The 15,630-nt window shown below is 36.9% G+C and carries 14 protein-coding genes; 1 reads left to right on the top strand and 13 read right to left on the bottom strand.

Features of this window, described 5'->3' with window-relative positions:
* Positions 1–108: 108 nt before the first annotated feature.
* Together CSV79_RS10875 and CSV79_RS10870 are read right to left on the bottom strand one after the other, a co-directional pair.
* A complete protein-coding gene (locus CSV79_RS10875; protein ID WP_099689078.1) occupies positions 109–1,893 on the bottom strand; it encodes a hydantoinase B/oxoprolinase family protein in 1,785 nt (594 codons plus the stop codon).
* Positions 1,890–3,968: a hydantoinase/oxoprolinase family protein gene (locus tag CSV79_RS10870; protein ID WP_099689077.1), complete on the bottom strand. Its 2,079-nt coding sequence runs from the start codon at positions 3,966–3,968 to the stop codon at positions 1,890–1,892. Before CSV79_RS10870 ends, CSV79_RS10875 begins: the two co-directional genes overlap by 4 nt.
* A gap of 530 nt (positions 3,969–4,498) precedes the next feature.
* Here CSV79_RS10870 and CSV79_RS10865 point away from each other — a divergent pair.
* Positions 4,499–5,473, top strand: a complete 975-nt coding sequence (locus tag CSV79_RS10865; RefSeq protein WP_099689076.1) for a hypothetical protein — start codon at positions 4,499–4,501, stop codon at positions 5,471–5,473.
* Between the two features lie 176 nt (positions 5,474–5,649).
* On the opposite strand, the gene CSV79_RS10860 is transcribed toward CSV79_RS10865, so the two are convergent.
* The 11 genes from CSV79_RS10860 to CSV79_RS10810 form a co-directional block, all read right to left on the bottom strand.
* A complete protein-coding gene (locus tag CSV79_RS10860; RefSeq protein ID WP_369824951.1) occupies positions 5,650–6,432 on the bottom strand; it encodes an enoyl-CoA hydratase/isomerase family protein in 783 nt (260 codons plus the stop codon).
* A gap of 539 nt (positions 6,433–6,971) precedes the next feature.
* A complete protein-coding gene (locus CSV79_RS10855) occupies positions 6,972–7,184 on the bottom strand; it encodes a hypothetical protein (protein ID WP_099689074.1) in 213 nt (70 codons plus the stop codon).
* Between the two features lie 495 nt (positions 7,185–7,679).
* A complete protein-coding gene (locus tag CSV79_RS10850) occupies positions 7,680–8,132 on the bottom strand; it encodes a VOC family protein (protein WP_099689073.1) in 453 nt (150 codons plus the stop codon).
* A 183-nt stretch (positions 8,133–8,315) separates the two neighbouring features.
* Entirely contained in the window at positions 8,316–8,807 is a 492-nt protein-coding gene (locus tag CSV79_RS10845) for a DUF2975 domain-containing protein (RefSeq protein ID WP_099689093.1), read from the bottom strand.
* 380 nt (positions 8,808–9,187) lie between these two features.
* Complete coding sequence (locus CSV79_RS10840; RefSeq protein WP_099689072.1) at positions 9,188–9,403, bottom strand: helix-turn-helix domain-containing protein; 216 nt, start codon at positions 9,401–9,403, stop codon at positions 9,188–9,190.
* A gap of 10 nt (positions 9,404–9,413) precedes the next feature.
* Positions 9,414–9,890: a DUF2975 domain-containing protein gene (locus tag CSV79_RS10835; RefSeq protein ID WP_099689071.1), complete on the bottom strand. Its 477-nt coding sequence runs from the start codon at positions 9,888–9,890 to the stop codon at positions 9,414–9,416.
* Between the two features lie 326 nt (positions 9,891–10,216).
* Positions 10,217–10,633 (bottom strand): NAD(+)--rifampin ADP-ribosyltransferase, encoded by a 417-nt coding sequence (gene arr / locus CSV79_RS10830; RefSeq protein WP_099689070.1) that lies wholly within the window; start codon positions 10,631–10,633, stop codon positions 10,217–10,219.
* 278 nt (positions 10,634–10,911) lie between these two features.
* Positions 10,912–11,325, bottom strand: a complete 414-nt coding sequence (locus CSV79_RS10825; RefSeq protein ID WP_233201426.1) for a CPBP family intramembrane glutamic endopeptidase — start codon at positions 11,323–11,325, stop codon at positions 10,912–10,914.
* A gap of 1,066 nt (positions 11,326–12,391) precedes the next feature.
* Complete coding sequence (locus CSV79_RS10820; RefSeq protein ID WP_099689069.1) at positions 12,392–13,174, bottom strand: enoyl-CoA hydratase/isomerase family protein; 783 nt, start codon at positions 13,172–13,174, stop codon at positions 12,392–12,394.
* Positions 13,171–14,349, bottom strand: coding sequence for a thiolase family protein (locus CSV79_RS10815; RefSeq protein WP_099689068.1), 1,179 nt, complete (start codon positions 14,347–14,349; stop codon positions 13,171–13,173). The genes CSV79_RS10820 and CSV79_RS10815 overlap by 4 nt, the downstream gene beginning before the upstream one ends.
* A 181-nt stretch (positions 14,350–14,530) precedes the next feature.
* The gene (locus CSV79_RS10810) at positions 14,531–15,436 is read right to left on the bottom strand and encodes a 3-hydroxyacyl-CoA dehydrogenase family protein (protein WP_099689067.1); all 906 of its coding nucleotides are present in this window, start codon (positions 15,434–15,436) and stop codon (positions 14,531–14,533) included.
* Positions 15,437–15,630: the final 194 nt, after the last annotated feature.

The raw sequence follows: 15,630 nt of genomic DNA, 5'->3' as shown, positions 1-15,630 counted from the left end.
GCAGTTATTCACGGTGCAGTAGTACTGTTTATCCTAACTTAATGGGAACAGTCTTTACTTGACTCGGGTTAGCTCTACTGCACCTTTCTTAATAACCGTTTAACTGGATTAGTATAACCGAGACAATGATTTTCTCAGTTTATCAGTTTCATTTAAGTCCAACGTACCCTCCTCGGTAATGACGACGCCATATTCTTCTTTTACTTGTTCAATCAAAATATAATCATCTAAATAATCCTCGTAGACAGCTTGGGGACTTCTTTCTAATGGGTTACCGTAACCGCCCCCACATGGTCCCGTCATTTTTAAAGAACTGCCACTTTGCACAGTAGTATTAGAAATTTTCGAAGGTAATTTCTTTTCTGTCCCATCAGGATATCGAATGGAAAGATCACCGACTTTTCCGTCTTTTCCATCCGCAAATCCCCATGGTTCGTATTTATGTCCATCGCCTTCAAGTGAAAAGCTTCCATTCTCAAGAAAAGTTATTTCTCTTATCGAACCAATACCGCCACGCCATTTTCCCGGAGCACAATCATGATTGCGCAACTCGTATTTCGTTACGCGTAATGGATAATGTGATTCAATATCTTCAATTGGGTTATTTCTAGTATTTGCATACAGCGTGTCTACTGAATCCATCCCATCTTTTCCATAACGCCCACCATAGCTTCCTTCCATGATGTCCATGTACACCCAGTAGTCCTTACCTTTTTTTCCACTCATGGCTAATACCTTTAGATTTCCCACCCCAGCGCTTACTTGTTTTGGAACAACTTCAGCTAACGCCCTCATTAAAGTGTCCGCCACTACATTTCCTTGGCAAAATCGTGCAATTGTAGGTGCCGGGAAAATAGGGTTACAGAGTGTTCCTTCTGGTGCAATTATTGTAATGGGCCGTGTTAATCCTGTGTTTTGAGGGAAGTTCCCATAATCCTCCGAATCCAATAAAATTGAGCGCAATGTTAGATAGATTGCTATATCTACCGTTCCTTCCAAAGGCATATTAATCGGCTTGTCATCGATTTGCCGCGATGTTCCAGTTAAATCGACAACCAACTGATCTCCCTGCACTTTCAAAGTGACTGCAATCTTTAGATCTTTTTTCGTAGGATCATCACTATCTAAATAGCCATCCATTAATCCTTCTGCGTAATACTCTCCATCTGGAAGCTTGTTAATAGCATTGCGCATCATTTTCTCGGAGTAGTTAGTCAACCCTTCCGCTGTAGCTTCTACTGTTTCTAAGCCATATTTATTGATGATTTCCAAATAGCGTTCGACCCCAATTCTTGCCGCTGCTATTTGTGCCCCAATGTCTCCAACAACCAAGTCCGAACTTCGAATATTATCCTCTAAAATATTCCACACAAACGTATTCTTTTTTCCTTTTTCATATACTTTAATCGCTTTAAATTGAAGTCCTTCTGCATATGCATCCACAGCATCAACAATCCCACAACTTCCTGGGGTAGAAGCACCGACATCCAAATGATGAGCAGTAGTTACAGAAAAACCAATTAAGCTTTTTTCATAAAATACCGGTATACACAATCCAAAATCAGGTCCATGCGATGCGCCATGGTATGTTGAATTATGCAAAATAACATCCCCAGGCTCAAACTGATCCCCTCTCTCTTCCATAACTTGTCTGATTCCCTTCACATATCCTGGAATCGGACCCGATTGAAGCGGAGTACTATGAGTAGATTCACAAAGCTGTCGACCTTTTATGTCAACCAACGCACATCCGAAATCTTCTGACTCGCGAATAATACTGGAATAGGACATGCGGGCTAGCTTATGTCCCATTTCAATAGCCGCATTCTCCAATGCTCCTAAAACTACTTGCATGGTAACTGGATCTATTACTTTGCTAATCTTCGTACTCATGATTGTTCACCCACCTTAATAATTAGATTTCCATATTCCTCTACTACAAATTGATTGCCTGGTGGAATAACTGTCGTCGTATCTTTTTGAAGGATGATTGCTGGTCCTTCCAACCATTTTCCAGCAGGAAGTAACTCACGCTGATAATGGAGCGTTTCCATTTTTTGAAGTTCCCCTTTATGTCTAAATAGCACATGTTCTTTTTTAACAATAGCGGCCCCTAAATCACTACTTCCATTCACTTTTTCTTTTCTTAGCTTAGGCATTTTACCAGTACCCACAACACGAATATTTACAATTTCAATGGGAGTACTTTCAAAAGAGTGACCGTATTCGTTTTTGTGAATTTCATGAAATAAGTTAAAACAGTCAATAATGTTGTGATTTGTCAATTCTTCTGATGGGAAGGGCACTCTCAGTTCATATCCTTGACCGATATATCTGCATTCTACAAAACGCTGCATTGAAATGTTCTCTTCTTCTACTAAATCTTTCAATAGCTGCTTCTTGAGACCTTCTTCTAAAGATTGAAAATCCTTATTTAGAATAGAGAGATTTAAAGAGTCGCTTAGCATAAATTCGGTTTTAATTACATCGTATTTCAAGTCTGTAGTTAGCAACCCAGTTGCAGAATTAATCCCTGGATATGCGGGTATAATTATTTCCGGGATTTTCAATTCTCTTGCCACATCAATAGCATGGAGCGGGCCAGCACCGCCAAATGCAACTAAAGAGAATTCTCTAGGGTCTGCCCCCTTTTGAATCGTTTTTTCTCTAATCGCGTTCGCCATATTGTTATTTAGAATGGTTAAAATACCTTCTGCTGTCTCCTCTTTTGTCATCTCTAGTTTTTCGGCCAGTTCAGCTATGACTTTATGTGCCGCTTCAACATGAAGCTTCATCTCCCCACCTAGGAAGTTCTCTTGATCTAATCTACCTAATACAACATTTGCATCGCTTATCGTTGGTAGGGTACCTCCATGCCCGTAACAAGCCGGACCGGGAACTGAACCTGCACTTTTTGGTCCTACTTTGAATAGCCCGCCTTCATCTATATAGGCAATACTTCCCCCACCAGCACCGATTGTGTGGATATCTATCATCGGAACCATGACCGGATATCCGGCAATCCATGTATCCCGAGCCGATGCTTCTCCAAATCCTTGTTCAGTCACAATCCCGATGTCGGCACTGGTTCCACCAACATCAAAAGTAATTAGCTTTTTCCGATCGGATAATACACCGGCATAGGCTCCTCCCAAGATTCCAGCGGCGGGACCGGACAACAGTGTATTAACAGGTTTTTCTGCAATGTTTTCTGGGGTAGCAACCCCACCGTTTGAGCACATAATATGCAAATCTGCAGTAATGCTCGCTTCTTTTAAACCTGATGATAAATTATCAATGTAGCCTTTCACTTTTGGACCTATAAATCCATTTAGACTTGCTGTGGTAAATCGCTCGAACTCTCGAAACTGAGGAGACACACCTGAAGATGTCGTTATAAATGCTTCCGGGTATTCCTCTTTTATTAATTCCACTACCCTTTCTTCATGCTCTGGATTAATGTAAGAAAATAGAAAACCAACAATAATAGATTCAACACCCAGTTCTTTTAATTCGTGAATAGCTGCGATGACTTCTTCTTCGTTCAACGGTTCGATTATTTCACCTTTTGCTGGGCCCATTCGTTCACTCACTGTTTTTCGATTTCTTCTTTGAACCAAGGGACGATGCTGCCACGGAATATCCTGCATGATTGAATAGTTTTGAGGTCTTTGGTGTCTTCCTATATGCAGAATATCCTTATACCCTTTTGTAGTAATCATCCCTGTTTTAGCTCCATCAAATTCCAATATTGCATTCGTCCCGATTGTAGTGCCATGAAATATATGATCGATTTCATGTACAGCTACTCCATTCATTTCTGATAACTCAATCATTCCTTTTATAACCCCAATTGCTGGATCAGCTAATGTAGTAGGAAGCTTATGAATAAAAGTATGCTGCTTTTCAGTGTCATTATAGAATACGTCTGTAAATGTTCCCCCGACGTCTACGCCAAATAATTTCATACTATTCCTCCTCGTAAGTGGTAGCTATTTACATTGCAAGAACCGTGCCAGCTTTTGAAATCCCCTCATAACAATGCATACGTCTTAATTCAAACATTTTTAATTGCAAAATCGCAATTATTAATCGAATGATTTCGAATATACTGATTAATCGGAATAATACTCACCCATTGCAGCATTGCATTTTCTTTTGCATTAATGCAAATTGATAGTATGTTTCTTTTATTAAAGGTACAGGTTCCTAAATGATTCTGAATTGCCTTGGACCCTAGTACCTTTTTTAATTTTATAGATTTTATCCTAGTGTAGGGTACCTACGCGTCAACCTTTCGTGTTTGTTTAAACATTCATAAAATTTTGATGCACAGGTACTTTTTTCAATCCAACGTAGTATAATTGAATCAGGAGAAAAGAGGTGGTTATTCAGTTGTATAATTTTTCAAACGGCATAGAAATTAGTTAAAGTAATACTCAAAGTTCAAGTAATTTCAACGATCACAATTAAAATGTGTTTTACGAAGGAGAATCCTATGAATAAGATTAGCAAAATGTTGGCAGTGTGTTTTTTCGCCATTACATTACTAATGTTTCTTACAGAAAACAAGGCTAGTGCCAAAAGTAATGAGAAAGTGTATAAGGCATACTCATTGTCGTCTGAAAAATCAAAATTTCCGATCAAACTCAGCAACTCATTAGTCATTGATGTGACATCGAGTAAAGAACCGGTCATTAAAAAAGATGGTCGTGTACTTTGGATAGGTCACGGAGGAATAATGAGTCATGAGATCAGTTTCACAGTTACCAAAAACAGTGATACATATTTCTATCACAAGACTGGGGTAGAAGGGACGGAATCAGTTGAAGTGGTTGGTGTTACCAAAAGTGGAGATATATTCATGGATGGGATGTTCTATGGAGACGGTGCGAGTATGCATTCCCGGTTTATATCCCCAAGTATTATAGAAATTGGGATAGAAAAATATAGTCCCTTTTATGATGGATCTACTACAAGTAAACATTCAGGCTCTTTTAAGTCGAAGTTTTATCAGTTGTATATAAATGGCTCCGCTAAAGAAGTCGCTTATTTTGACAACACGTTCGCTTCATTAGCTAAAAAAGGGCAGTTGAAATGGGTACCCGGAGCGCTCGGCATGTCTTTCTCCAAATTAAAATCAGTCGTTAAAGATCCTTATGCCTACCAAGATATAGCCGAACACTATAATTTCTATTTTTCAGAGCTTGGTAATTATGGATTCTATCATAATAGTAATTCAAGTTATGCAATAAAACCAAACGCCAAAGTACGAGGAATCTTCCGAACCTCTGACCTCGACGGAAATAGAAAGTCATTAAGACCATTTTTCAGAAAACAATTTGGCAAAGAAGTGTTAAGTTACGGCAACCATTTGGATGTCTATCGAGTAGATAAGTATTACTTAGGGGTACAGTATTTCGACGAGGACACTGTGCACCTCAACCTGACTACTGAAAACGTATTCCGCTAAATTGAAAGGTACGTAACAAAAACTTAGTAACATCCAAGGCCATAGACCATACAAGCAATGTGTAGCAAACCAAAAAAACAGCCGTCTTTGCGATTGAAAAAATCGGCAAAGGCGGCTGTTTATTATATATACTGAAGAGGTTTGTGTTTTATATTTTAAGCTTACATAAAAACAGTCTATTTTGACGTAAACTCCGGAGTGCGTTTCTCCATGAAAGCAGTAGCCCCTTCATTCTTATCTGCTGTTGAAAAAAGAATGCCTTTTGCCAAACTTTCAATTAATTGACCAGTTTTCATATCGGTATCAAAACCTGCATGAATAACCACTTTTGCGAGCTTTACAGCCAGTGGACCTTTGTCCAAAATTTGGGATGCTGTTCTTTCAACAGCATCTTTTAATTGATTCAAGGGTACAGTTTCCGAAACCAGCCCTATTTTTACAGCTTCTTCAGCAGAAATTATTTTTCCTGTTAAAATTAAATCAATGGCTCTTCCTTTTCCAATTAATCTAGCCATTCGTTGGGTTCCACCAGCACCTGGAATGACACCGAGATTCAATTCTGGAAGGCCAAATTTTGCATTTTCAGAAGCAATTCGAATGTCACACGCCATAGCAAGCTCGCATCCTCCGCCTAGTGCATATCCGTTGATCATGGCGATTGTTGGTTTATCATATGCTTCGATAAAATCATATAGGTTCTGCATACTGCCATTTTCAAGTATATCCAACGGCATGCGATTTTTCAGTTGACTAATATCTGCGCCTGCTGCAAATGATTGTTCTCCGTTACCAGTGAAAATAATACACTCTGCATCATTATCTATTTTCAGCTTCTCCAGTGCATCTCTTATTTCATTAAGCGTTTCATTACTCAATGCATTTCGTTGCTCTGGTGAGTTAATAATAATATAGGCAAGCTTTCCCGTTTTCTCTACTAGAATTTTTTTATAATTCATCATTTATCACCTCATCATATTTTTAAGGAGTAGTGAAATTCAAAATCTACAATTAAAGAGTTTCATCCGGTAATTTTCTTGAAAATTACGCATGATCCTTAATTAGATTCTTTTAAAGTTATGTTTATTTTCGACTTACACAAAAGTAACGCCATTCTCTAAGAAAAAGCCTACTTTATCGATCTTTTCTATTCCTTAAGATGATAACCAATCTGCTAGATGCGTTACCTTTTCATCCATTCGTGCATAAGTTACTCGTTCTTCATTCTAAATAAACGCTTATTTTTTCGGTATCTTATGTGTTGCTCTTTTAGGAGACTCTTTACCAGCATTTAATTACAAGAACATCTTTACTAACTCTCATTTTACTTACAAAAAAATATTTGTCAATATTATTCCGAATAGTTTGAATATAGTTAACTGTATATTAACTTTAATAGATTTTGCGAATAAATTTGTTACTCATTTATTTTACTAGAGAAAAAATGTTGATATTTCTTTCTAAGACTCGTAATAATTAAAAGTACCAGGTCCCAAGACAATTATCTCAGTGTAGTTACTGTTGTCTCTAGCGTTTCTGATTTCCCAAGTTCATCGGGAGGAGTAATCACCGCGCCGATCAAATACAATAAAACACCTATGATGACTACTATTGCGGCCACTTTCTTAGGCTTTTTCAAAATCAGTAAAACAATAAATCCAATCGCCCCTATAATTATTGCTATAAGTCCAATGCTAGCTATAAAAAATCCCATTACTACACCTCCAATGCAAATTTTATACTAATCAACAATTCACACCTTCTAGTTCGAGGTTTTTACTATTCAACCAAGTCTATAATTTGTAGTGGGAGATGAATTTAACTTTCGAAGAAAGGGTCTAATTGATTAGTTTTATCTCATTACGATGTTAAACGGTTGAGTATTAAATAGGTTACATAGTTGTTATGTAATCCTTCCCGTTACGAATGGTAAATATAGCAACTTAGTATGCTAAAGGTGTTCCTTATCCTTTCGTTTCTATTCTTACACCATATGTCACTAAAACCATGCGATAGTACGTTTTTTTTGTGCAAAAAAAGACCATCGAGTGATGATCTCTTCTTAAACTAACGTGCCCGTTCGCTTAACATTAAAGTTTCTTTTAAATGGATACTGCCAATATGATTGAAGTTCAATGCAATAAAGTTGTGTATAAAAGCTTTCTTACCCACTCGGAGATTGAAGTCAATTCAAATTCTACCTCAATTTTCATTTGATGTTCTCAGCCAGCTCCAAAATGATTCCTTCTGGGCCACGTACGAAGCATAATTTATACGCGTTTTCAAATGTTTGTATCTCACCCATAAGTTCTGCGCCTTTCTTTTTTAATTTGGTAACAATGGCGTCAATATCTTCAACAGCAAAAGCAATATGCCGGATACCTAGCGTATTTGACAAAGGATACTTTATGTCATTTTTATCTGATGCTGTGTGAAATTTTACTAGTTCTATATTCGCTTCACCATCCACCGCTTGCAACATTGCAATTTCCAACGTTACAACTTCCTCTTTAACGTCATGAAGCTCTTTCATCCGTACCATCCATTCGCCTTCCACTTTTTCTACACCTATCTTTTCAAGACCTAAGTCAAGAAAGAAAGCTTGCACGACGGGAAGATTATTGACGATTATACCCACATGATCTATGCTTCGGATCTTCATAAAGCGTACCCCTCATTCTTAAGTTTTCAATATTCACTAAACAAAATGGCTAGATGGTGAAACGTAAAGTAAACGATATTCTACACTATATTTAGCATAAACACATTAAGCTTTCTTTAACCTAATTAAAGATACCAGATCCCAGGAAATTTCTGAACTGTTTGGAGACTTGGTACCTATTTTTCAGACCGTTAAATCATGTTCTGACTTTATGGTAATCGCTTCTTGTAAAAGTCTTTGAAGAACAGCCGCAAAGACAGCAATCACAATGGAAGAAAATATAGGAATCATTCCGACTATTACCAGACCTGGGGCGTCGTCTATCTCCGCTATGATAAAGACGAGTGGAAGGGCTACCACATACAAGCCGCTGATTGTGACAGCACAGTATTTAATTTTCTTTAGCGTTCTTACAGATAACTCTGAGAAAGCCTGGTTCTTGTCAATATAGCTTAATAGCTTAAAAGTTTGATACAAAGCGAAGTAAAATGGGATCACCGAAATATACATGACCATTAAAATTCCGTATATCACATTAGCAAAATCCCAACCTCTTTCCGCAGCTTCTTTTGCTTCACTCGCTAACTGAGGCAACAAAAATATGCACAAAGCAAGAACTGGAATTCCAATTAAAATGACAGCAATTTTTAAAAATAGTGTTGTTCCTAGTTTCATAAAAGACACCTCACTCAACTTATTTAATGCAAACATTACTTTAACACCTAATTTATTGAATATCAATAAATATATGTCGTTACCCATTATATTTTACTTGTTAAAAAATTATTCTTTTCATTTTAGAAAAAGCCAAAAAGCATTCCTGATTACATAGAAATGCTCTATAAATATAAACTATTCATACTATAAATAATTTTTTAGGAGAGGTTATTTGAAGAACAAAAGAATCCGTTTGCTTAATAAGCATAAATGACTTCTATCACCCTAATTGAAAGAACGAAAACGGGAAAAAGGTATATTGCGTGGTAGATAGGCATGCCCTTAAAGGTACTAGATCTCAAAACAATTCTAAATTGTTTCGGGACCTGGTACCTTTTTTAAATATCATTATCACTTTGATATTCAAGAATATCGCCAGGTTGACAGTCCAAAGCCTTACAAATAGCGTCTAAAGTTGATAAGCGAATCGCTTTTGCCTTTCCATTCTTCAAGATAGAAATATTAGCCATTGTGATTCCAACTCTTTCAGTTAGTTCTGTTACACTCATTTTTCTTTTCGCTAACATGACATCAATATTGATTATAATTGCCATTACTTTCACCTCAGACCGTTAAATCATTTTCTAACTTTATATCTAAAGCATTTTTTAATAATTTCTGAAGAACCGCAGTGAAGACCGCAATAACTACAGAAGTAAAAATAATTATAAATCCAATAATCGCTATTCCTGGGTGTAAAGCATTTTGTGTTATAAGAAAGATATTCCCTATCACATATACTATACTTATCGTAATTGCACAGTACTTTATATACTTTAAAACATTTACTGATCGTTCTGAGAAAGCATTGTTATTTTCAATGTAATTTAAAATTTTTAAAGCCTGAAATAGAGCAAGGTAAAACGGTATTACCGTTATATACAGGCTAATCAAAACTGGATACTGCAAATAATCAAACTCTGGATACATTTCTGCCGTATTATTTGCTAACCAAGGCAACCAAAATATACACAATGCAAGAACCGTAACCGCAATAAGGAAAACAGCTATCTTTAAAAAGATTGTTGTTCCTTTCTTCATAAAGAAATCCCCTCTCTTAATTTATCGTCACGATAATCTTACTACATAATTTATTGTTTAACAATAAATATATATCCATTTGGAATATTAATTTATTTTTAGAATTGCTATTATTTTATTTAGACAAAAATAAAAGCATTCCTAATGTTTAAGAAATGCTCCAAAACCTTTGGCTATTTAAATTATCACCAGTTCAACATAAATGCCCGTTTGCGACATAGACGCAATGGCGCTGAATCCATTAAACACTCTCACTTTGGGAATAGTGATAGATACCTGGCATCTTTTTTATCTGTCCTTTTGCAACAGTTTTGATAATAAGAAAGTTAATCGTATATCACATTTTCCCCTTGTTCACTTAACTTTTTTAAAAATGAAAGCATATGATTTATCTCTTCATCAGAATGTCTTTCCCACGTACTTAATTCAGCTACTATTTTCAAAGGAGATTTTGACCTATAAGAACGTGTTGGATTTCCGGGAAACTTTTTGTCAGTTACGTTCGGATCATTTTCAAAATCACCTGATGGTTCAACGATATAAATCCTCTCTTTTTCCGTAGACTTTGCTAATTCAGCACCCCATTTAGCAGCTTCTAATGTTGCAGTGAAATATATATAATTAGATTTTTTATCTTGATAATTAGATAAATGCAAAGGTTCAAGCATGTCACCAATTTTCAGTTTTGCTTTAGTACCATGAAAGAACGGACCAGGATCTAAAATACTTTTGTTGTCATTCATATAAATACACTCCTTATATTCTTTGACTTGCTTATAACAGTATAAGATATGGGTTGGTGTAAAAGTAGTCTGTAAATAAGAAGTAGATGGTGTTATAATGTTTATAGAGAGTAATTGTTTCGGGTCCTAGTACCTTTTATCAAAAACTAGGTTTCAAGACGTTATTTCCTAAGAAATAAATTAATCCCGCTCCTACACCGCCGTAACCCAAATTCTCTATAATTCTTACCCCTTGACTACAATCATTAGTTACAAGTTTTATCTACCTTTTTTGAAGTTCATACTATCCAACCATTGAAAACCATCCCAAGGTTGATAATGATATGGAAAAGTATGGATGGGTATATACTCTTAGACTTTAATACTACCATCGCATAGAAAAATCCACCAAATGAAAAAAGTAAGCTTATGATTACAGGAATTCCAATGGATATGTGAAGTAACCCAAATCCAATACTAGTTATTAAAACTGCGTAACATGTGGAAACATTTCTTTTTAAACTCGATAACATAGTACCTCTCCAAATTAGTTCCTCGAGCGTGGCGTTTAGGATGGCGAACAATATAGCAAAAATTACAATTGATTTTAAATAACTTATTTTTTCAGGTGTAAGTACGGATACAAATATTGTACTAGAACCAAATAGCCCAATAAGTAAAAAAGTTGATAATTTAATTGTATGAAATGGCATCTTTATGCGTTGTTGCCAATCTGGTCGTTTGGTGAAGAAATATATACTCTGCTTAGATAACATGAGTGAAATTATTGTTCCGCCAAGTATAAACAAAAGTAAACTTCTGTTTAGTAAGATCCTTGATTCCGCGGAAATATCCCAGTCATTGATAAAAAGGGTTGTCATTTGAAACAGGAATAAACCAATCAAGAAGAATATAAACAAAGAAATGGTTGAACGATATTTAGTAGTTAACATAAAGAACAAAAGTAATAATACTAGTGGCAATAGACCCCAAACAAACGACTTTAATGATACTAGAATAATTCCTGCGAAAAATAAAATGGCAAAAAATACAGGTAATAGACTCTTCCTCGAAAGTTTTATACAAATACCTCCTTTAATAAAATACAATTCAATCACATGTTATCGATACTTATGCAACATGACTGCCCTCGATCTTGCCTGAACTAGTTAAATCCCGTACGTAGTATGTTAATAGAGAGAAGAAAACACAAGAAACCATTGTTTTCAGTGTATATAAGAAGTACCAATCATAGAACTTCTCAAACGCACGCAACCAGTAAAGGAGAGTTGAAAATAATGGTTATACAGTTAGTAAATCATATTCAGGAGAATAATGGTAGCTGATTGAGTGTGACGGCTCTTAAACAGAGTCCCAAGTTCTGAAGCAGTCGCTTGGCGAAACGAAGGAAGCCTACGAGTGAGATGAAATGGGAAATAGTTACACCGGCAATTGAAAGCTAGTCAAAAACAATACCGGAACAATACCAAGGCGTACTTGCATCCCATCCATCTGGTAAAATTCAGTCATAATATAGGCTGGTGTTGAAAATGAAAAATGGATCGGGCATGAAAGATGCCTAATCCATTTTTTATTGTCTTATGGGAGGTATATATGTGACACTTAAGCAGGGAATATAAAATAAATCTTGTGCTAAGCTAGTTCGCTTACGATCTTGAATTGTTTCTAATTTGCATACTGTTTGTTGACATCATTCCCCCCGCTGAAATCAACTGTCGAACGTTCATTTTAACAAGTGGAAATTCGCGAATTATTAGGTCATTTAGATATAAACTCTGCTGATCGCTTTTCTAAAAATGCACTTGTCCCCTCATTTTTATCTTCAGTTGAAAACAAGATTGCCTGTGCCAACTTTTCTACTATTTGGCCAGTTTTTATATCCGTATCAAATCCAGTGTGAATGACCATTTTAGCAAGTTTAACTGCTAACGGACCTTTAGATAAAATTTGCCCAGCCGTTTTTTCAACAGCTCCTCTTAACTGTTCGAGCGGCACAACTTCTGAGACTAACCCAATTTTTTCAGCTTCAATTGCCGATATAATTTTTCCCGTTAAGATGAGTTCAATCGCTTTTCCTTTACCAATTAAACGTGCCATCCGTTGAGTTCCACCTGCACCTGGAATGATCCCTAGATTTAATTCCGGTAATCCAAACTTAGCATTATCCGATGCAATTCTGATATCACATGCCATAGCTAATTCACACCCACCACCTAGTGCAAATCCGTTAATCATCGCAATTGTCGGTTTATCGTAAGCTTCGATATAGTCATACGTTTCTTGCATACTACCTGGTAATAACACGTCCAACGGCACACGATCTTTTAGCTGACTGATATCCGCACCTGCTGCAAATGATTTATCTCCTTGACCAGTAAAAATAATACATTTCGTCTCTTCATCATGCTTTAACTCTTCTAATGCATCTTTCATTTCCTTTAGAGTATCTTTACTTAATGGATTACGCTGTTCTGGTAAGTTAATAATGATATAAGCCAGTTGGTCATTTTTTTCTACTAAAATACTTTTATACGTTCTCATTTACCCACCCCATTATCTTTTTCTAGTAGTAACGCTATCCCTTGTCCTCCACCAATACAAGCTGATACGATTGCACGTTTAGCACCTGTTCTTTTCATTTCGTATACTGCTTTTGTCACAAGCATTCCACCCGTTGCGGCAATTGGATGACCGTGTGCAATTGCCCCGCCATTCACATTTAACTTTTCACGTGGAATATTCAGTTCCAGATTACAGGCAAGCACTTGTACTGCAAATGCTTCATTTAATTCCACAAAATCAATGTCATCTATTGTCAAATGATTACGTTCTAATAAAGCTTTTACTGCGGGTACAGGACCAATCCCCATAATATTCGGATCAACACCGGCAACTTGCGAGTCGACAACATGCGCCATTACTTCTAAACCACGCTTTCCCGCCTCTGTTTCAGACATAACAATCAGTCCGGATGCCCCATCATTAACGCCCGAAGAATTTCCAGCTGTCACTGAACCATTATGTTTAAAAACGGGCCTTAATTTGCCAAGCTGTTCTTTTGTTGTACCGGGACGCGGATGTTCATCACGAGAAAATGACCATGTCTCTTTTCCTGAAGTTACTTCCAACGGGACAATCTGTTCATCAAAATATCCATTTTCTATAGCATGCCCCATTCTTCGTTGGCTTTCCGCTGCATAGTCATCTTGTTCTTCTCGAGTGATTTTGAATTTCTCTGCTAGGTTTTCTGCCGTGATCCCCATTGGCGGATCCCCAATTTCATCAGAGGAAAGCGATCTATTTACGAAACTTGGAGGTTTACGGTCATACGGACGTTCGGCGGGCATAAGTAAATAAGGAGAACGGGACATACTTTCCACACCACCCGCTAAAAATATCGTTCCACGACCCGCCCGTACTAAATCCGCAGCAAGAGCCACGCTATTTATTGATGATCCACATTGTCGGTCTATCGTCAAACCAGGTACAGCTACAGGAAACTCTGCTTCCAATAACGTTCTTCGTGCGGCATTACCTCCGCCACTCAGACAGTTTCCTAGTATCACATCATCAATTTCTTGTGGTTCCAGATCAATCCTTCTAATAGCCTCTTTAAGCACTTCAGCACCATACTTATAGTAAGGAATGGATGCAAGCGCCCCCCCTTGCTTTGCAATAGCAGACCTAACAGCTGATACGATCACAGGATTTCCCATTAATTTACCTACTTTCTATTAGTTAAAATGTTCCCATACCTCTTGCGATTTCCGATGTTCGTTCATAAAGTCTTGTAATTCTGGCATCCCGATACAATCTTTAAATTAAACTAGTGAAGCACAATGCATTGTTCTGGCCAGCTTGTATGCATGTTAGAGCAATTCTCCCATCTAGTCGAGCTCAAGTATTATGAATGGCCCTTTTTTCAATTCGCTTTCCATTTTCATCATATTCATAAAAGCCTTTACCAGACTTTCTTCCAAGTTCGCCTTTTGCTACTTTTTCCTCAATCACTTTAGACGGTCGATCAGTTTCATCTCCACTTTCTTCAAAACGTTGCTGGCGTACAAAATAATTTACATCCAGTCCAGTTAAGTCAAGTAGAGCAAAAGGACCGATTGGGTGATTCAAAGCCTTTTTACAAACTATGTCAATTTCATCAGCTGTAGCATAGCCATTCTCATATAGGAAAAGTGCTTCATCCATCAACTTCCCTAAAATTCTGTTAGCAACGAAACCAGAGATTTCTTTCTTTAATAGCACAGGAGTTTTTTTGATGCTCTCAATAAACTTCATACTGTCAGATGCGGTTTCATCAGATGTGTGTGGACCCTTCACCACTTCTACCATTTCCATTACAAGCACCGGGTTAAAGAAGTGAATATTGCAAACATTTTCCGGATGACTTACTACGTCTGCTAACTTTGAGCTCACAATGGTGGAACTATTCGTCGCTAAAATGGTTCCTTTCTCAATAATCTTGTCCAGTTTCTCAAAAAGCTCACGTTTGGCATCTAGTTTTTCAACAATCGCTTCTATAACAATATTGGCATTTGATAATTTTTGAATATCAGTTGTGAAAATTAGTCTATCAAATGCATGATCAACTTCTTCACGCGTATATCTTCCTTTCTCCACACGCTTTTTCATCTGTCCCTTGAGAAAATTCTTCGCTTTATCAATGCTCGTTTGTTCAATATCCTGCAAAGTAACTGGATAGCCTGCCAATGCACAAACCATTGCAATTTGTGACCCCATTGCACCTGACCCAACAACTGCTACTTGATTAATTTTACGTTCTCCCATTTAAACCACTCCATCTCATTAGATTATTTTTTAGCAATTTTACTACATAGCGATTCTTTATAGTCTCGTCTTAATTGGTTAATAACAGTAGCAGTAATTTCTTCGATTCCGCCTACACCGTGTCCCGCGTATCAAATATTTTTATCATGCCACTAACTTACGATTTTCAAAATTATTGCCGTAAGATAACTTTT

Source organism: Sporosarcina sp. P13, from assembly GCF_002743055.1.
GTDB lineage: Bacteria > Bacillota > Bacilli > Bacillales_A > Planococcaceae > Sporosarcina.
Note: the sequence above shows the minus strand (reverse complement) of the source record. Positions and strands in the feature narration are given on the sequence as shown.

Excerpts from the sequence above, each read along its gene's own strand:
- CSV79_RS10845 (WP_099689093.1), bottom strand. The coding sequence starts at position 8,807 with ATGAAACTAGGAACAACACTATTTTTAAAAATTGCTGTCATTTTAATT.
- arr (WP_099689070.1), bottom strand. The coding sequence starts at position 10,633 with ATGAATGACAACAAAAGTATTTTAGATCCTGGTCCGTTCTTTCATGGT.
- CSV79_RS10850 (WP_099689073.1), bottom strand. The coding sequence starts at position 8,132 with ATGAAGATCCGAAGCATAGATCATGTGGGTATAATCGTCAATAATCTT.
- CSV79_RS10855 (WP_099689074.1), bottom strand. The coding sequence starts at position 7,184 with ATGGGATTTTTTATAGCTAGCATTGGACTTATAGCAATAATTATAGGG.
- CSV79_RS10840 (WP_099689072.1), bottom strand. The coding sequence starts at position 9,403 with ATGGCAATTATAATCAATATTGATGTCATGTTAGCGAAAAGAAAAATG.
- CSV79_RS10865 (WP_099689076.1), top strand. The coding sequence starts at position 4,499 with ATGAATAAGATTAGCAAAATGTTGGCAGTGTGTTTTTTCGCCATTACA.
- CSV79_RS10810 (WP_099689067.1), bottom strand. The coding sequence starts at position 15,436 with ATGGGAGAACGTAAAATTAATCAAGTAGCAGTTGTTGGGTCAGGTGCA.
- CSV79_RS10860 (WP_369824951.1), bottom strand. The coding sequence starts at position 6,432 with ATGATGAATTATAAAAAAATTCTAGTAGAGAAAACGGGAAAGCTTGCC.
- CSV79_RS10875 (WP_099689078.1), bottom strand. The coding sequence starts at position 1,893 with ATGAGTACGAAGATTAGCAAAGTAATAGATCCAGTTACCATGCAAGTA.
- CSV79_RS10825 (WP_233201426.1), bottom strand. The coding sequence starts at position 11,325 with ATGCCATTTCATACAATTAAATTATCAACTTTTTTACTTATTGGGCTA.
- CSV79_RS10820 (WP_099689069.1), bottom strand. The coding sequence starts at position 13,174 with ATGAGAACGTATAAAAGTATTTTAGTAGAAAAAAATGACCAACTGGCT.
- CSV79_RS10870 (WP_099689077.1), bottom strand. The coding sequence starts at position 3,968 with ATGAAATTATTTGGCGTAGACGTCGGGGGAACATTTACAGACGTATTC.
- CSV79_RS10835 (WP_099689071.1), bottom strand. The coding sequence starts at position 9,890 with ATGAAGAAAGGAACAACAATCTTTTTAAAGATAGCTGTTTTCCTTATT.
- CSV79_RS10815 (WP_099689068.1), bottom strand. The coding sequence starts at position 14,349 with ATGGGAAATCCTGTGATCGTATCAGCTGTTAGGTCTGCTATTGCAAAG.